Annotated in this window: 14 protein-coding genes; 7 read left to right on the plus strand and 7 right to left on the minus strand. The window is 40.7% G+C overall.

Going from position 1 to position 18,027, the window contains the following annotated elements:
- Positions 1 to 371: 371 nt before the first annotated feature.
- Positions 372 to 1,244, minus strand: a complete 873-nt coding sequence (locus GO816_RS12365) for an AraC family transcriptional regulator (protein WP_157542238.1) — start codon at positions 1,242 to 1,244, stop codon at positions 372 to 374.
- A 325-nt stretch (positions 1,245 to 1,569) separates the two neighbouring features.
- Between GO816_RS12365 and GO816_RS12370 the strand changes: the two genes are divergently transcribed.
- From GO816_RS12370 to GO816_RS12395, 6 genes are all read left to right on the plus strand, one after another.
- Positions 1,570 to 2,718 carry an iron-containing alcohol dehydrogenase gene (locus tag GO816_RS12370; protein WP_157542239.1) on the plus strand — a complete coding sequence of 383 codons (1,149 nt, stop codon included), beginning with the start codon at positions 1,570 to 1,572 and terminating at the stop codon, positions 2,716 to 2,718.
- Positions 2,719 to 2,759: 41 nt separating this feature from the next.
- Complete coding sequence (locus tag GO816_RS12375) at positions 2,760 to 3,698, plus strand: dihydrodipicolinate synthase family protein (protein ID WP_157542240.1); 939 nt, start codon at positions 2,760 to 2,762, stop codon at positions 3,696 to 3,698.
- On the plus strand, positions 3,691 to 4,734 hold the full coding sequence (pdxA, locus tag GO816_RS12380; protein ID WP_157542241.1) for a 4-hydroxythreonine-4-phosphate dehydrogenase PdxA: 1,044 nt from the start codon (positions 3,691 to 3,693) through the stop codon (positions 4,732 to 4,734). Before GO816_RS12375 ends, pdxA begins: the two co-directional genes overlap by 8 nt.
- A complete protein-coding gene (locus GO816_RS12385) occupies positions 4,731 to 5,888 on the plus strand; it encodes a four-carbon acid sugar kinase family protein (RefSeq protein WP_157542242.1) in 1,158 nt (385 codons plus the stop codon). The genes pdxA and GO816_RS12385 overlap by 4 nt, the downstream gene beginning before the upstream one ends.
- A 25-nt stretch (positions 5,889 to 5,913) precedes the next feature.
- Positions 5,914 to 7,488: a sodium:solute symporter gene (locus GO816_RS12390; protein WP_157542243.1), complete on the plus strand. Its 1,575-nt coding sequence runs from the start codon at positions 5,914 to 5,916 to the stop codon at positions 7,486 to 7,488.
- Between the two features lie 92 nt (positions 7,489 to 7,580).
- Positions 7,581 to 9,518, plus strand: a complete 1,938-nt coding sequence (locus tag GO816_RS12395) for a glycoside hydrolase (RefSeq protein ID WP_157542244.1) — start codon at positions 7,581 to 7,583, stop codon at positions 9,516 to 9,518.
- A gap of 8 nt (positions 9,519 to 9,526) precedes the next feature.
- On the opposite strand, the gene GO816_RS12400 is transcribed toward GO816_RS12395, so the two are convergent.
- The 6 genes from GO816_RS12400 to GO816_RS12425 all read right to left on the minus strand — a co-directional run bounded on the left by GO816_RS12400 (position 9,527) and on the right by GO816_RS12425 (position 16,297).
- Positions 9,527 to 10,240, minus strand: coding sequence for a ThuA domain-containing protein (locus GO816_RS12400; protein ID WP_157542245.1), 714 nt, complete (start codon positions 10,238 to 10,240; stop codon positions 9,527 to 9,529).
- Positions 10,241 to 10,354: 114 nt separating this feature from the next.
- The gene (locus GO816_RS12405; protein ID WP_157542246.1) at positions 10,355 to 11,320 is read right to left on the minus strand and encodes an ankyrin repeat domain-containing protein; all 966 of its coding nucleotides are present in this window, start codon (positions 11,318 to 11,320) and stop codon (positions 10,355 to 10,357) included.
- A gap of 7 nt (positions 11,321 to 11,327) precedes the next feature.
- Positions 11,328 to 12,767, minus strand: a complete 1,440-nt coding sequence (locus GO816_RS12410; RefSeq protein ID WP_157542247.1) for an ankyrin repeat domain-containing protein — start codon at positions 12,765 to 12,767, stop codon at positions 11,328 to 11,330.
- A complete protein-coding gene (locus GO816_RS12415) occupies positions 12,760 to 13,263 on the minus strand; it encodes a hypothetical protein (RefSeq protein WP_157542248.1) in 504 nt (167 codons plus the stop codon). Before GO816_RS12415 ends, GO816_RS12410 begins: the two co-directional genes overlap by 8 nt.
- 156 nt (positions 13,264 to 13,419) lie before the next feature.
- Positions 13,420 to 15,906, minus strand: coding sequence for a replication restart helicase PriA (gene priA / locus GO816_RS12420; protein WP_157542249.1), 2,487 nt, complete (start codon positions 15,904 to 15,906; stop codon positions 13,420 to 13,422).
- A gap of 1 nt (position 15,907) precedes the next feature.
- Positions 15,908 to 16,297, minus strand: a complete 390-nt coding sequence (locus GO816_RS12425; protein ID WP_157542250.1) for a DUF423 domain-containing protein — start codon at positions 16,295 to 16,297, stop codon at positions 15,908 to 15,910.
- An 89-nt stretch (positions 16,298 to 16,386) separates the two neighbouring features.
- Between GO816_RS12425 and GO816_RS12430 the strand changes: the two genes are divergently transcribed.
- Entirely contained in the window at positions 16,387 to 17,952 is a 1,566-nt protein-coding gene (locus GO816_RS12430; RefSeq protein WP_157542251.1) for a hypothetical protein, read from the plus strand.
- Positions 17,953 to 18,027 lie beyond the last annotated feature (75 nt).

Consider the following 18,027-nt stretch of genomic DNA (forward strand, 5'->3'; position numbering starts at 1 on the left):
ACGCTTCAGAAAATTTGGCAAACGCGATAGGTAAAGGCCTGCTGGCGAACATGGTTTTACAGAAGACTTTACACTTTCACAAATGATTGAAGTATGTACAACCAAACCCAAACATAGTGATGCTCCTGTAAAATGTTGCCTCGCAGGTTACCGGTGCGCACCGGCAGATGAAAGCAAAAGAGAGAAATTGGAATTAAATAACGAAATACACTACGCCACGCAATAAGCTGGGGTATAACACGAGGTATACCTGGCACGGCAGGTTTTGAACCCGACTAATCGGTCGTTTAAACTTAAGAAGGATTTTGAAAAAAGCTCTGGTAAACTTAGTCCTATAAAAAAAGCCATCTTTAAGACGGCTTTTTTTATGCTTAATAGTTTAAATACTTACGCTTATACTCTACCGGCGTAACCCCTTTTATTTTTTTAAAGTGACGATAAAAGTTGGAAATATTATTAAAACCACAATTGAAGCAAATAAGCTCGGTGGTTAACTTATTCTCTACTAATTGGCGGCAGGCGTGACTAATGCGTATTTCGGTTAAAAAATCGTAATACGTTTTATTGGTCATTAGCTTAAAGTACCTGCAAAATGAAGTCACACTTAAATTACTCAATGCCGATATTTCTTTAAGTGTAATATCGCGCTTGTAGTTGGAAAGCGTATACGTATAGATGTTACTCAACCGCTTATCATCCAGATCGGTATTTTGCTGAAACGCACTTATCTCGTTAACAATAGGTTTGTAATCACTTGTTTCGGCCAAATGCTTCATTATCGACAGCATAATAATTATACGGTCGAGGTTAGTTGCATCAATAGCCTGCTTCATCAACTCAATGATTTTCACCTTAGCATCACCGGTAATTATCATACCGCTTTTAGCTCGCTCAAACAACCTTGGTATAGCATACGCTTCGGGCAGGTGTAAAATATCTTTACCAAGGCACGTAGGTAAAAAGTGCATTACAATAGCCTCAATATGCAAGCCTGAGTTTGGCTGATAGTACTCCTCGCGGCATCGCCAGGCATGAGGTAAGTTTTCACCCAGCAATACCAACTCCCCCGATGAAAAATTACCAATGTTATCACCTATAAAACGCACACCCTCCCCTTGTATATTATAATGTAGCTCCAGTTCAGAGTGATAATGCCATATATTGCCATAATTGGGCATTACATCGTGCCTCACACTAAATGAGCTTTCAATTTTACCAGGAAGTTTACGATAAAGCGGCTTCATAAATGAATGTTGTAAATTAGCTTAACTGTAATTTCATGTCAATATTATATAAAATATCCATTAAAAAGTACAGCTACGAACTATTTATGCTAACATTCTACTATTTATAGAAAAAATACTATAAAGATTTAGCATTAACCTTTAATATGTTTGTGCTTAAAGTAACCAATAATCAAACTAAGGCACTGCTCAGATTAGGATCGTTGTGTAGTAATTACTGCCACAACAGGTGATGATTTGTTAATTACTTTAATTTACTTTTTTACGGCAACGTGTTCGCTTGGTAATCAGGCATACGGCTAATTAAGTTACTGTAACACTATACATGGTTCAACAATTACTAAAAATTCATTTTCCGGGTAAGCTTGTTTTTGGCAACGGTTCACTTGCCAATTTAAAGGATGAGATTTTGCCCCATGCCCGCGAAGTTCTGATTATTACCATCGGCCCGTTGTTAAATCAACTCGATCCTTTTTTTAATTCCCTTAAAGAAGCAGGTGTTTCCTTACACGTGAATATCGACATTAACCAGGAACCAAGTTTTGCCGACTTCCGTGCTTTGATGAAGCAGTTTGAAGGTATTAACGCAGATATGGTTATTGGTATTGGCGGCGGCAGCGTTCTTGACATTGCAAAACTGGTGGCTGCACAGCTAAAAAATGATCAGCCTCTTGAAGCAATTGTTGGCAATGGTTTACTAAAAGGTCGTCAAACGGGTTTAATCTGTGTACCAGCAACATCCGGAACAGGAAGTGAAGTATCACCAAATGCTATTTTGGTTGATGATGAACATCAAAAGAAAGGCATTATTAGCCCGTACCTGGTGCCTGATGTAGTTTACGTTGATCCATTGCTTACCCTCAGTGTTCCGCCGGCAATTACTGCTGCTACTGGTTTAGATGCGCTTACTCACTGTCTCGAAGCTTATACCAATAAATTTTCACAACCATTTATCGACATTTATGCCTATGAAGGCATGCGCCTTATAGCCGAAAACCTGGTTGATGCCGTTAAAGATGGGAAGAATGAAGACGCACGTTCAAAAGTGGCAATGGGCAGCATGTTGGGTGGCTTTTGCCTTGGTCCGGTAAATACGGCAGCCGTGCATGCATTATCATATCCATTGGGAAGCACATTCCATTTGCCTCACGGTTTATCTAACGCGTTGCTTCTACCTTATGTGATGGAGTTTAACGTTCCGGCAGCTCCGCAACGTTACGCTGATGTTGCCATTGCTTTAGGCTGCGAAAGACAAAGTGATCATTTAAGTACAGCACAGGCAGGCATTGCAAAAATAAGAGAACTGATTGCCGCCTGTGGTATACCGGCTACTTTGAAAGAAGCGGGAATAACAAGAGAAGTAATACCACAATTAGCACAAGAAGCCATGCTTATACAGCGTTTGCTGGTAAATAACCCGCGTCATGTATCATATGATGACGCTGTTGATATTTTTAACGCTGCATTCGAATAACTATAAGATTAAAAACTTGGTGTAAACACCTCCATATATTAATGAAAATACAAAAGAAATACAAAGGCACAGTTGTTCCGCTGGTAACACCTCTAACTGCCCGGTATGAGTTAGATGAACAGGCCGTGGAACGTATTGTACTTAACCTGTACAAAAATGATGCTATGCCTTTTATTTTGGGCACTACCGGAGAGTCGGCCTCATTGCCTGCTACACTAAAGCATGCGTTTGTAAAAGCAACAGCTGCGCTTAAACAACCGGGGGCAGAGTTCTATGTAGGCATATCAAGTAACTGCTTTGAAGAAAGTGTAGAGTTGGCTAAAAGCAGTTTGGATGCAGGTGCAGCAGCAGTTGCGGCAACGCTTCCAACTTATTACCATCTTTCTGAAGACCAGATGAAAGACTATTTTGTACGCCTTGCCGATGCCGTAGCTGGTCCTGTAATTATCTATAACATACCGGCAACAACCCACATGTCTATCCCCTTGGAATTAATTGATGAGTTAAGCCACCATGAGTTTATTGTTGGCACCAAAGATTCTGAACGCAACGATGGCAGACTGGATCGTTCATTAGAACTTTGGTCGGGAAGAGAAGACTTTAGTCACTTTTTAGGATGGGCAGCCAAATCAGCTTACGCATTATTGAATGGCGGCGATGGACTGATACCAAGTACAGGTAACGTTGCTCCTGAAATTTATTGTGAAATGACGAAGGCAGTAATTGCTGGCGACACAGAAAAAGCTTATCACTACCAGCATCTTTCTGATACGTTGGGCAACGTCTACCAGTCAGGACGTACACTTGGCGAATCATTACGCGCTTTGAAAGTTTTAATGCAGGAAAATGGCCTATGTGATGCGCACATGATGCCGCCTTTGAGCGCACTACATGAGCGCGATGAGCAAAACCTAGTTAAATCTTACCATCAACTTTTACAACAAGAATCATCTTTTTTTAAACAGCCCTCAAATGTCTGAAAAACCTATCATCGGAATTACCATGGGCGACCCGGCCAGTATTGGTCCGGAGATTGCCTTGAAAGCGCTTACCGAAAGCAAGATATATGATATTTGCCGTCCGCTTATTGTAGGCGATGCAGGTGTATTTAATCACATCATCCAAAAAATTGGTCTTGATTTAAGCATCAATACAATTCAGAGTGTGCATGAAGCAAAATTTGAATTTGGCCGCCCGGATGTTTACGATCTGAATAACGTAAACTTAGATGAATTGGAGTTTGGTGTAATATCAGCCATGGCAGGTGATGCATCATTTAAGTCTGTAACAAAAGTTATTGAACTGGCCATGGCCGGTGAAATTGATGCAACGGTTACCGGCCCTATTAATAAAAAATCGGTTAACGAGGCCGGGCATCACTATGCAGGCCATACCGAAATTTATGCCGAGTACACAGGCACTAAAAAATATGCAATGCTATTGGTTGAAGATAGCATGAAGGTTATACACGTGTCAACTCACGTGTCTCTTCGTCAGGCTTGTGACCTTGTTAAAAAAGACCGCATACTTGAAGTTACCGAGTTGCTTTACAATGGTTTAATAAGCCTTGGTGAAAAAAACCTTAAAATTGGTATTGCAGGCTTAAATCCACATGCAGGAGATTCGGGCCTATTTGGTACCGAAGACGACCAGGAAATTCTTCCTGCTGTACAAGAGGCTTTAGCCCGCGGATACGACGTAGAAGGTCCGGTTCCGGCTGATACCATGTTTTCAAAAGCAGCTACCGGCTATTATGGTGGTGTAGTTGCCATGTATCATGACCAGGGCCATATACCATTCAAACTTACAGGGTTTAAATGGAACCCGGAAAAAAAACAAATGGACAGCGTAAAAGGCGTTAACATAACCATGGGTTTGCCAATTATACGTACATCTGTTGACCACGGTACAGCATTTGAAATTGCAGGGAAAGGCATTGCCAGTCCCGACGCTATGGTTTTAGCTATTGAATCGGCTGTACAGCTGGCTCACCATAAAACTACTGCTACGGTATGAGGATAGCCGTAATTGCGGATGATTTAACCGGTGCCGCCGAAATTGGCGGCATTGGTATTAAATACGGCCTTAAAGTTGAAATATCACGCAATGTTAATACGGCTTCACCTGCCGACATGCTGGTGATAAACACCGATGCCCGCTCAATGAATGAGGCTGAGGCCATTGAAGTTACACGTAACGTTAGTGAGCAACTAAAATCGCTGAATCCGCAATTTGTTTTCAAGAAAACCGATTCTGTTTTACGAGGCCATGTACTTGCCGAAATAGCTGCACAATGTAAGGCAATGAATTTTAGCAGTGCCATTATAGTACCTGCAAACCCATCGCTTGGCCGTACATTGGTGAAAGGGCATTATTACATCAACAATATCCCTATTCATCAAACCAGCTTTAAAGATGATCCGGAGTTTCCGGTAACTCACTCGCATATACTTACTCGGTTTAAATCTTCACCATATCTTTTTAGTGTTATGCCCCACTTTGCCAACACTAATAACGAAACAATCATAGTTGGTGAAGCCGAGGTGCAGGGCGACTTAAATAATTGGGCTGATAAATTAACCAACCGCACTCTTGCTGCAGGCGCAGCAGGCTTTTTCACTGCCTGTTTAAACAAGCTTATAGGAGAGCCTCAAGGTAACAATACCGTTGACGAATTTAATTTAGCTGGCTCTATATTGTATATTAGCGGCAGCACGTTTAAACCAAGCGTTACGCTTATTGAAGAGCTGAACGCCAACAACGGTCCTGTAAGTTATATGCCTGAGAACTTAGCAATTTCGGGCGATGATAACGAAACGTTGTTGCATGATTGGGCTGTTGAAACAGCAAGCTTAATTGAGCAGCAAAAAAAGGCTGTAATGAGCATACCTGATAACAATAATGCCCACACTAGCGATGGTGCTTTACACAAACGCTCATTTATGGCGCGTGCGGTAAAAAAAGTTTTTGATAAGGTACAAGTGAATGAACTGGTAATTGAAGGAGGCTCAACAGCGGCCGCTATACTGGATTTGCTTAATATACATACTATGGTACCCGTGCAAGAGCTTGCACCCGGTGTTATACGTAGTGCTGTACCAAACACTAATTTGCACATAACGCTTAAGCCAGGCAGCTACAGCTGGAGCAAAAGCATTTGGGCATTTTAATTATAAACCGAACCAATACTTAATTATGAAGCCCGTTTTAGGCGTTATAGATTATACCATTATTATTGGCGTGTTACTGGTAACCCTTTATTTGGGTTTGCGGTATGCAAAAAATCAAAACAGCACCCAATCATATTTTGCTGCTAAAGGCCGCGTTCCGGCGTGGGCTATTGGTATGTCTTTACTTGCAACACTTATAAGCAGTGTTACCTTTCTGGGTTATCCGGGTGAAGGCTTCTCCTCAAACTGGATTTTGCTGGTACAAGGTTTAATGGTACCGATTGTATTGCTTGGCGTAATTTGGATTATTGTGCCCCTGTACCGCAAAGTTATTGGATTAAGCACCTATGAATACTTTGAAAAGCGCTTTGGTACTGTAGCCCGTTATTATAGTTCCATTGCATTCGTTTTAAGGCAATTTTCAGGTATGGGAACGGTATTTTTCCTGCTAGCTGTTGCCTTAAGTAACATGACAGGCGGCAATACTTTTGCTATCATCATTGTAACCGGATTAATCATCATTGCTGTAAATTTAATGGGTGGCATTGAGGCTGTTATATGGCTTGATGTATTTCAGGGCTTTATGCTTTTTGCCAGCGGCATTGTTTGCTTGCTGGTGTTACTGTTTTCAGTAAAAGGCGGCGTTACGGAAATATGGAATGTAGCTTCAGCAAATAACCGTACCGGCTTCGGCCCTTATGATATTGACTTTAGCAAACTTACCTTTATTGTAATGGCCATTAACGGCATGTTCTACGCCATTCAAAAATATGGCACAGACCAAACCGTTGTACAACGGTACCTGACAGCCAAAGATGACAAGGCAGCCATAAAAGCTTCATTACTCGGTATATCGCTTACTGTACCTGTATGGACTTTATTTATGTTTATAGGTACCGCACTTTTTGTTTACTATAAGCAAAATCCATTGCCTGATGGTGTAAGTGCAAATGGTGTATTTCCATACTTCATTATAACGCAGCTTCCAACCGGTGTGGTGGGCTTTATATTGGCAGCCATGATATCTGCAGCTATTTGCAGCCTAAGTGCCGATTTAAATTCGCTTGCTGCTGTAGGCGTTGAAGATTACTACAAAAAAATACGTCCTAACCGCCCCGATAAAGAATACTTATTTGGCGGCCGGGTAATGGTAGTATTTTCCGGATTGCTATCAATGGCCATTGGTATGCTGTATACCAGCATTGGAAACGAAGGCGTGCTAGGCGTTGTGTTTACGCTTTATGCTATTTTTTCTGGAGGTATAGTTGGTATATTTCTTTTAGGTTTGCTTAGCTCACGTGCTAATCGTGAGGGAGTAAACATTGCCATAGTGGTGTGTATTATTTTTACTTCGTATGCATTCCTTACCTCTACTCCTATTGGACTTGGCGAAAATAAAACCCTGCTGCTTGATTTAGGAAAATACAACTTCACACATAACAAATTAATGTTGGGGGTGTATAGTCACTTGGTGGTTATAGGTGTTGGTTATATTGCAAGCTTGTTCTTCCCTAAGCCGAATTTAGACCGCAACCTGCTGTTTAGCGGATGGCGCGAAAGCCGCCGTAAGGAAAAGGCTTTAGAATTAGAAGAAGCCTAAGACAGCACTTAAAATACAGACTTGAGTATTTGCACAAACCTGCAACATTAATCACCCGTATACAAAGGCAAAAGTTTATTTTTACAGCCTTTATGAAGCGCTTTCTTTTACTTGTTGCAGCCACTTTCACACTGTTTAACCAGGCGTTCAGCCAGGCGGAATTATCACCCTGGGGAAACATTAATGGCATACGCAAGCAAGGTCATTTGCTCAAATTTGAAACAGCACTGCAATACATTAAAAGCGATGGTGTACAAATACTAACCACAGCGAGAGAGAGACAAAGACCTGTTTATAGTCGTAACGGCAGTGAGCAAACCGTTAGAACAAATTTAGATAGCCTGTACTTTGAAGAAACTGTAAGCAGCAATACCGGCACCAAAGCTCGGGTTAATATAAAAATGACCGCCCACGCCGATACCAATTTTGTGGGTGCGTTTTTTATTGTTAAGCTTCCGCTACCAATAACCAACTCTCTAAATCTCCAATTAATTGGGGAAAGTAAAATTGTTGACCCCGCCTCGCTCAACACCTCCCCTATTAAAAATCTAACTGCTATCAAGGCTAAAGGCTTTGAATTAAAAGATGTGCTGTTAAATCTTAAAGTTGAAAGCACCGAGCAGGATTCAATATTTATACGTAAAGATGAAAATACCGGTGAGGTGTTAGTTTACTTTACTTTAAGAGAAGCACAAATAAAAAAAGGAGAGGTAATTCAGAAAAGCTTTGATATTGAGGCTTCGGGTGAAATTGATAGAAAACCTGCCGAAATTAAAATAAATACCCAGCAGCAAGGGCGTAGCTTTGATGGACTTGGAGGAAATTTCAGATTGCAAAACCCTACTACCGACCCTCTGGTTATTGACTACAGTTTAAATAACCTCCGCCTGGCCTGGGGCCGTGTTGAGATGCCTTGGAGGTACTGGCAACCTGTAAAAGATAACAACCCTTTAGATGCCGCCCGGCAAAACCAGTTACCTTCACAAGTTACAGACGCCATGCAAATGGCACAACGACTTAATAAACTGGGTATACCCGTAATTGTTTCGGCATGGTCGGCGCCTGATTGGGCAATTGAGGGTACCTACAATGAAGGCTTCGTAAACGGTATATGGGGTAATCCTTTGCGAAAAGATGTAATGACGGACATTTACCGATCACTTACACGTTACCTGACCTACCTAAAGGATAATTACGGTGTTGAAGCCAGGTATTTTTCGTTCAATGAATCAGACTTAGGAATAAATGTGCGCATGACGGCAACTGAGCATGCTGAGTTTATTAAAGGCTTTGGCGCTTACCTGGATAGCAAAGGAATAAAAACAAAGCTACTACTGGGTGACAATTCAGATGCTAACAGCTGGTCATTTTTAAATGCAGCAATGAGCGATGCAGCAGCAAAACCTTACATTGGAGCAGTATCATTCCATTCATGGAGAGGTTGGGAAACCGAAACTTTAAAAAAGTGGGCCGATGCTTCCACTCAATTACATGTACCTTTGTTAGTAAGCGAAGGTAGTATTGATGCTTCTGCATGGCAATATCCTGTTATTTTCCAGGAACCGTGGTACGCCATAGATGAGATTAATTTGTATTTAAGGCTGTTAAATATTTGCCAGCCTGCCTCAATTTTACAATGGCAACTAACGGCCGACTATTCCCCGCTTGCCGGTGGAGGTATATTTGGCGACAATAGCCCTCTCCGTCCTACGCAACGCTTCTGGAACTTAAAGCAACTTTCCTCAACACCTAAAAGTGTATTTGCCTTACCTGCTACAAGTAACAACGAAAACATAACGTGTGCAGCCCTGGGTAGTAGTAGCACCAACGTATATGCGCTGCATTTAGTAAATAACGGAGCCGAAAGGGTTGTAACCGTAACCGGCTTGCCTAACAAATTGCTGAAGTTTAAAGTGACGGTTACCAATGCAGAGAATAACGCAAAAGAGTTGGGCACTAAAAAGTCCTCTAACGGCCAAATTCAATTTAAGATTCCGGCACGAAGTTTTGTTACCCTTTCAAGTGAGTAATTACTAAATTAATGCTTTCCCATCGCATATTTCATGCCTGCCAAAAGGTGTTTTAAGAACAAATCATCACTATAAGTTTCAGCGGTATGCCCCAATGCGGTAGTAAACGCACGCCCGCCATCAAATTCCTGATACCAACTAATTGGATGATTGGCACCGTTGGTTCCACCCGTGTAGCTTTGCTCGTCCACTGTTAGCACAACAGTTATTTTATCTGATATTCCTTTGAAATTATACCATTCATCTGTTTTGGACCATTTTTCGGGTAAGTGACTTGTAAATGGATTATTTGATGCTGTTTTAATTAAAGTTGCCTGCTGCACTTTAGGGTGCGTATTGAAATAAGCACCTGTAAGCTGACCATACCAAGGCCAACCATATTCTGTATCGGTAGCTGCATGAATGCCAACATACCCCTTTCCTGCGTTTATATACTTTTGAAATTCCTTTTGCTGCATGTCGTTAAGCACATCACCTGTTGTGTTCAAAAAAACAACAGCATCATACTTCTTTAAATTTTTATAGGTAAAGGCAGAGGCATCTGATGTGGTATCAACCTTAAATTTATTTTCATCACCAAGCTTTTGAATTGCGGCAATACCCGCGCCTATGGACTGGTGTTTAAAGCCGGCAGTTTTAAAAAATACAAGTACCTTACTTTTGGCAATTGATGCTGTGCAAATGAAAATTTGGAGAACAATAACGAAATATTTGAGAGGCATAAATGGAATTGGTTTTAGGCTAAGCTAACAAATACATATTGTTTTCAAATCCTTTAAAATAAAAAAAGCCTCGGTGAAAATTCATCCGGGGCTTGTATATGGTATTCATAGTTATCAGCCTGCAGCTAATAACTGCTCCAGTATTTCTGTATAACCGCGCTCGCTTGCAAAGTCCATAGCGCTGCGGCCGTCATTATCAACAGCAGCAATTTCGGCATTATTTTCAATTAACATTGAGGTAAAATCATTAAACCCGCATTGAGCGGCAACTATCAACGGGGTTTCGCTAAAGCTGTTGCGCGAATTGATTTCGGCACCGTTTTGCAACAGTAATTTTCCTAGGTGATGATTGCCGATGCCTGCAGCATAATGTAACGCCGAGTTGCCGTTATGCAAGTGTAAATTAACATCGGCACCATGCTTAACCAGTAACTCAACTATGTGCATATTGGAGTTGTTAACCGCAAGTATAAGCGCGCTAACACCGTTGTTGTTCAACTCATTTACGCCTGCATTCGATATTTTAAGCAATGAGGCTACAGTTTCGCTATGATTATTGTAAACCGCTTGGTGCAGTGGTGTATTTCCGTTATCATCTTTTTGCCCGGCATTCTCTAAACTCAAAGCGTTGACCAGCTCACGCATACCATTAGCCGTAGCATGATCAAATATGTTGTAGCCGCCGTTATCTTTTACAGATGTATCTGCACCCAACGTTATTAAGTATAAAGCGGTCTCAGTTTTTTGTGCCAGCACCGCATAGAAAACAGGTGTTTGGCCGTAATTATTGGCAGCGTTAACGTCGGCACCAGCTTCAATAAGTTGTTTCAAAATTTCTTTGTTCCCGGTACGGGCCGCCATATGCAACGGTGTTTCGCTGGTGTTGTTAGCTAGGTTTACATCGGCTCCTGCGCTAATCAATGATTTTACAATATCCTTTGCCCCTTTACTGCTTACATAGTACAAAGGCGTATTACCCAAAGTGTCGCGCTTATCTACATTTATTCCGCCTTTTTTCAAAAACGCTTCAACTATACCCTTTTGTGCATTTTTGCAGGCATTTAAAAACATGTTATCCATAAATAGCTTATATAGTTGCGGTTAATAATAGTTTTACTACAGCCTCATTGTTATTATTCACAGCAATATCCATAGCCGTTTGTCCGGCATTGTTTACATTTTCAACAACCGACGATTCGGCGTCAAGCAATAATTCAGTTATCATTTTTGCAGATGCCTTATCAGAGTTTGCTGCGGCATACATTAAAGCGGTAAATCCTGTACTGTCAACATACTTTGCATCGGCTCCATTATCAAGTAAAAGCTCGGCTATATTATATTTTGACTCGTTACCACGGGCTGCAAAACTCATCAGAGGTGTTTTACCAAGCAAATCTGGCTTGTTGACATTACAACCGGCTTCAACAAGTATTTCAGCCAGCTTGTTGTTCAAGTCGGCAAGATAGCCTAATGAGCAAACTAAACCTAAAGCAGTATCGCCGTTAGCGTTGATTTCCGCATCTTTATCAAGTCCATTGTCAATAAGCCTTTGTAAAATAAGAGCAATATCCTTTAGGTCTTTGCTCATACCACGGCCAAAATTGCTAATACCTTTTGCTATCAGGTAAAAAACTGCTGTTTCACCTGTGCCTATTTTGTAGTTAACGTCGGCGCCTCCACTCAGCAATAGCTCAACCATGGGTAAAGATGGATATTCGCAGGCAAGCATCAAGGCAGTTCGTTTATGATAGTCTGACACTTCGTTTAAGTCAGCTCCTGATGAAATGATAGCTTCAGCAGCCTGTATATCTCGGTTAAGTACAGCCTCATGAATGGTCATTCCACCGGTTTGCAAATCACTTTCATCACCCGATAAAATAGCTGCAATTTCTTTAACGCCGCTTCGCTGCGCATAAGTTAATGGTGTTACTTCAAATATATCCCTATCTTCAATATCAATCCCACCACTTTCAACAAGTATTTTTACGGTTTTCGCAGCTCCTTCAACAGCTCCGGGTATCGATTTACGATGCACCAACTTATCGCAAATAAGATGTAAAAGGTTCTTTCCTTCCTCGGCAGTGGCATTCATTTTAATTCCTGCATCAGCCATTGCTTGTATAAACGGATACATGTATACCAAACCGGCATCTAAATATGCCACTTTCCCCGAGTCATTTTTTTTCTTTGGGTTAACGCCTGCCTTAATTAAAGCATTTGCAGTATTATAAATTTGTTGCGCTTTAGCATCTATTGCTGCTGCATTTAAATCAAAACGGGTGGTGGTTATGGCATGCAATGGGGTATTGCCATATTTGTCGGCAGTTGGCTGCAACCCTTTAGCCATTAAAAAATTCACCGCATTTTCATCAGTAAAACGTGCAGCTAAATGATATAAGTTTTCTTCTGTGTCGCTCTTGACATCAACTTGCTGTAATGCCTCATACATCCCGGCAATGTCTACACTGGGCTGACCCCCAATCATATTCCGATGATAGGCATCTCGTATCTGATTATATTCATTCATTATTATCAAGTATATTATGAGCTATTTGCAAAGCATTGTCAATGTTGCGATATTTTTTGAATTGAATATGGCTTGCGGTTTCTACAACACGGTTCCACTCGCCTAGCTCTAACCAACAATCAGTTTTTAACCTTACAACAGCATCTTTAAATCTTTCGGTAAAAAGCGAGACGTATTTGGTATCAACAGCAATCAAATGATCATCAGTTTGATTTTGAGCGTTCACAATTGACTGGTAATTTGCGTCGGTTTGATGATGTAGGCTTGGTTTGTTTTGCAGTGTTGCAAGCGCCCTATCAAGGCTTATCAGTGCATCCTTATAGTTTTTACTACCAAAAAGACAAAGAGCCGTATTAAAATGAGTAGAAGTAATATGATCCGGTTCTGTTTTCAATAATTGGTAAGCTTCACTAAACCGGCCTTTATCAATAAGCCTTACTATAAAGTCTTCTTGACTTTGCTGTTGTATTTGCGAATTATTTGCACCTAAAAGCATAACTAACCAATTAACAAACAATAAAACGATTGTTTTTTCGACTTATTGGATAAATGTTAAAAACATGCAGTTTGAGGTATAGAAACCACTGTCTCTTTGTAAACTTTTATGAGTTTACAAAGCGCTAATGATACTTAAAAAGATATTCGACCTGGTTTAATATGGGTCTACATCTGGTTGTACAATGCAACCCTTACTTAACGGAGTGGTTTGAAATTGAACAATAATGTCGCGTATCACCGACTTTACCTTCACAATTGAAACACCATCCTTTTCAAACTTAAGCATGATGCTTTTGATGTAAAAATTGCGAATGCGGCCTACCAACGGATATTCAGGACCAATTACACGGTCGCCGAAATGTTTACGCAATTCAATCGCCAAATATTCGGCCTGCTGATATAGCTTATCAGCATCTTTATGTTTTATATCCAGGTTTATAATTCGGTAGAACGGAGGATATTTGAAGTTTTTCCGCTCATCAATTTCTGTGAGGTACAAGTCCTTATAATCATTACGTATAACCTGATCAATTACCCGGTGCTGCGGGTTATAGGTTTGTATAACTACCTTACCCTGCTTACCACGCCTGCCGGCACGGCCGCTTACTTGGGCCAGCATTTGATAGCTGCGCTCATTAGCCCGGTAGTCAGGATATTTCAACAAGCTATCAGCATTTATAATTCCAATAACTGTTACATCAGCAAAGTCAAGGCCTTTGGCTACCATTTGCGTGCCCACTAAAATATCAATTCGCTTCTCCTCTAAATCATTTAACAAATTTTGATACGCGTTGCGGGCACGCGTGGTATCTAAATCCATTCGGGCTATGCGGCTATCAGGAATCAATACCTGTAAATCATCTTCAATTTTTTCAGTTCCAAAGCCTTTATACTCCAAATGTGTTGAACCACATGCAGGACAAACATTGATATTATCTTCTTTATAGCCACAGTAATGACAATGCAGGTGACTACTGCTTTTATGATAGGTTAAGCTAACATCACAGTTAATACACTTAGGGGTAAAGGCGCATACGCGGCATATGAGTACCGGAGCATACCCCCTTCTGTTCTGGAACAGTATTACCTGCTCCTTATTACTAAGTGCAGTTTGTATATCGGTCATCAGCACACTGGTAAAGTGCGACTGAATCACTTTGCGTTTTATTTCCTCTGCAATACTTACTACCTCTATTTCAGGCAAGCTTACGCCGCCAAATCTCTCTGTTAATTCGGTAAGTCCGTACTTACCTGTACGTGCATTAAAATAGGATTCGAATGATGGCGTGGCCGATCCTAATATGACCTTTGCCTGATATTTTCCCGCAAGGTAGATAGCCGCATCGCGGGCATTGTATCGTGGTGCCGGGTCAAACTGCTTATAAGATGTTTCATGTTCCTCGTCTACGATAACTAACCCTAAATCATCAAACGGCAAAAAAACTGATGACCGGGCACCAAGCACCACTTTGTATTCATGATTAAGCACTTTTTGCCAAACTTCAACACGTTCGTTGTCGCTAAAACGCGAGTGGTATACGCCTATGTCATTGCCGAAGTATTTGCGCAGCCTTTCAATAACGTGGGTGGTGAGTGCAATTTCAGGTAAAAGATAAAGCACTTGTTTACCGTTGTGCAAAGCCTCTTCAACCAACCTAATGTAAAGCTCGGTTTTGCCTGATGATGTTACCCCATGCAGTAACACCACATCTTTTTGAATAAAGTGATCTCTTATCTCATCAAGGGCATTGGATTGCGCGGGGCTTAGTTCAAAGTTTGCCCCCATTTCAAATTCATCGTAATACAAGCGGCTTACATTTCGCTCCTCAATTATGAATACCTCTTTTTCACTCAAAGCCTTCAACACTGCTGCGCTTACACCACTTTCTTCCATCAAATCATTTTTTGATACTAATGATTGATTTCTTGACAGCTTTAAGTATGCTAGTAGAGCATCTGCCTGCTTAGGTGCGCGGCGTTCCAATTCTACAAAAAGTTCGCGCCGCATATCAGCTTCGTTATAAAGCGGATTAAGTTTTATGTAGCTGCGTTTACGTGGCTTATAACGTTCACTTACCTCCTCGCTGATATGAATGATGTTTTTATCAAACATTGATTTAAGCACGGGCATTACAATTTTTTGCCCCAAAAGCTTAACAATATCACTTACAGATAAAATTGGCTGTATATCAAGTGCATCAACAATGAGGTATTCTTTATCATGCAACAAAGAGCGGTCAAAATTGCCATCGGGGTTAAGCATAATGCGGGTTTCACTCGCCAGCTTAAGCGCAGCGGGTAACGCAGCAGCCATTACCTCTCCGGTATTACACAGGTAGTAATCAGCCAGCCACTTCCAGAAATCTAATTGCTGTGATGTTACCACCGGACGGTCGTCTAAAACCTCCATCAGGTATTTAGCTTCGTATTTCTCAGGTGCAATGGTGGTAATTTCGTCAATTACGGCAGTGTAAAGCTTGCTTTTACCAAATTGTACCACTACCCTTTTACCAACAGCTACCACATTATTTAGCTCAAAGGGCACACGGTAGGTATATAACCGCGATATAGCAAGCGGTAATATTACGTTTACAAAGAGGGTAACTCTATCGGTTGATTGATTTTCAGCAAATTCGAGCATATTACACTTTACCCTTCAAAGCAGACAAAAGCAGGGTGAACCAGCCGGCAATGAATAGCAAGCCGCCAATAGGCGTAATGGGCCCTAAAATGCGTAGCCAGCTCCACTGTAAAATGTTTCTGCAAGACAATAAATACAACGAACCCGAAAAAAACACTATACCAAATGTAAACAACAAGTAGCCAGCGTAGGTTAAGTTATTATCGCTTTTATTAAGCGCCGCTAAAGCTAAAAGCGCAAATACATGGTAAAAATTATATTGAACAGCGGTGCCCCAAACCTGCAATTGCTGCGGTTCGAGCTTTTCTTTAAGCGCGTGAGCACCAAACGCACCGGTTATGACTGCTAACATGCCGAAAATGGCAGCGGTAATGATTATAGACTTATTCATTTGTAATTATACAGTTGCTAATGTAACCAATTGCAAGTATTACTTTATTGGCATAAGGTAAAAATCTACATTTGCCTAATTCAAAATATATGAAACGACTGATTACTATCACCATCCTTTTGCTTGCCGCCACCGTGTTTGTAACAGTTAAGTATTTTGATAATTTAAAAATGTCCGGCAATCATTCTGCTGATGTTATCAGTTCCATACCCTCCTCTGCTGCGGTTGTGTTCGAATTTAATAACGATGCAAGCTTTTACGATATCTATAAAAACAGCCCGCTATTTGCCTCTTTGTTAGGCAGTGATAGAATGGACGAACTCCATATGCTACGAAAAGGTTTATTGAATAATGCATCTGCTCAGTCTTTATTCAATGCACAGGATATTTTCCTGTCCCTTCATCCACAGGGTATTGATAGCATTGAATACCTTTTTACCACGGCTTCATCCGGTGCTTTTAGCAATGAAGCGATTACACAAATGAAACTCAAGCCTACAACGCTGGGAAGTAAGAAGGCTTATGTGTTTCAGCCAGACTCGGTTAACAGAGAGTTCTACATTGTTGAAAGACAACACAATGTTTGGTCAGGAAGCTTTTCAAAAACTCTTTTGCAGGAAAGTATTGATATCAAAAAGTCATTACCGGCTAATTTTGACCTTATCTCTGATCAGCAGCATTCGACATCATTGGGCAATTTATACGTCAATTATCAGCAATGTGGTTTGCTTTTAAACAACCTTTATAAAAGTGAAGACTCCGACTTGTGGAAAGGTTTGTTTAAGCTGCCTGCAAATACATCCTTAAGCTTAAACTACAAAAGCGATGCACTGCTCTTTAACGGTTTCACTACCTTCAAAGGCAATTCACCCGTAAGCTACATGGATATATTTAGAAACATGGTTCCGATAGAGCTTACGTTACAAAACATATTCCCGGTAACAACAGCTTACAGCAATGTTTACGGCATAAGTGATTTGGCAGCATTCAAGGAATTGCTTAATAGCTGGCAACAAAAGGCTCACTTGGTTAAGGATAAAAAAGCGCTTTTTAACAAAATAAAAACAGAAAGCGGAGTACAATTTGACAGTGAGTTTAACAAATTGCTTGATAATGAATTTGCGCTGGTTACCACACGTTTTCAGGAACGAATTGCCATCATTAAGGTAAAAAATGGCGCGGCACTACGTCCGTTTTGCAATAATATAAGCGCCATGCTAACAGAAGATATTGGCCAGTTTAACTTTAATCAGGTACCCATGTATTTGTTAGGCGATGTACTTTCAGGCTTTAGAAAGCCGTACTTTACGATAGTTGATAACTATTTGGTTTTGGGAAATTCGCAACGTGAAGTAAGCAATTTTCGCGAAAATTATTTTGGTAATCTTTTCCTGAGCAAGCAGTCAGATTTTAGAGAATTTTCGAACTTATTGGCCCAGCGTTGCAACGTTAGTTACTTTATAAATTTTAAGAATGCAGGTTACGCTTTTAAACGCGCGTTAAAGCGTGAGTATGCAGACGCCTATAATGCCGAGCCAGGATTTAAAAACTACTACGCAGCTGCCTACCAATTATCAGCATCTGATAAACAATTTTATACCAACCTGTGTCTTAAGATTAATACGCCTGATTCGCTGAACACAAACGGTAACTAATTTTTTACAATTAGTCATCTGGCTTGAAATAATATCAGGAGGATTACGTATTATTGATTACTAACTATTGATAAT

It is taken from the genome of Mucilaginibacter aquatilis, assembly GCF_009755275.1.
In the GTDB taxonomy this organism is placed as follows: Bacteria; Bacteroidota; Bacteroidia; order Sphingobacteriales; family Sphingobacteriaceae; genus Mucilaginibacter; species Mucilaginibacter aquatilis.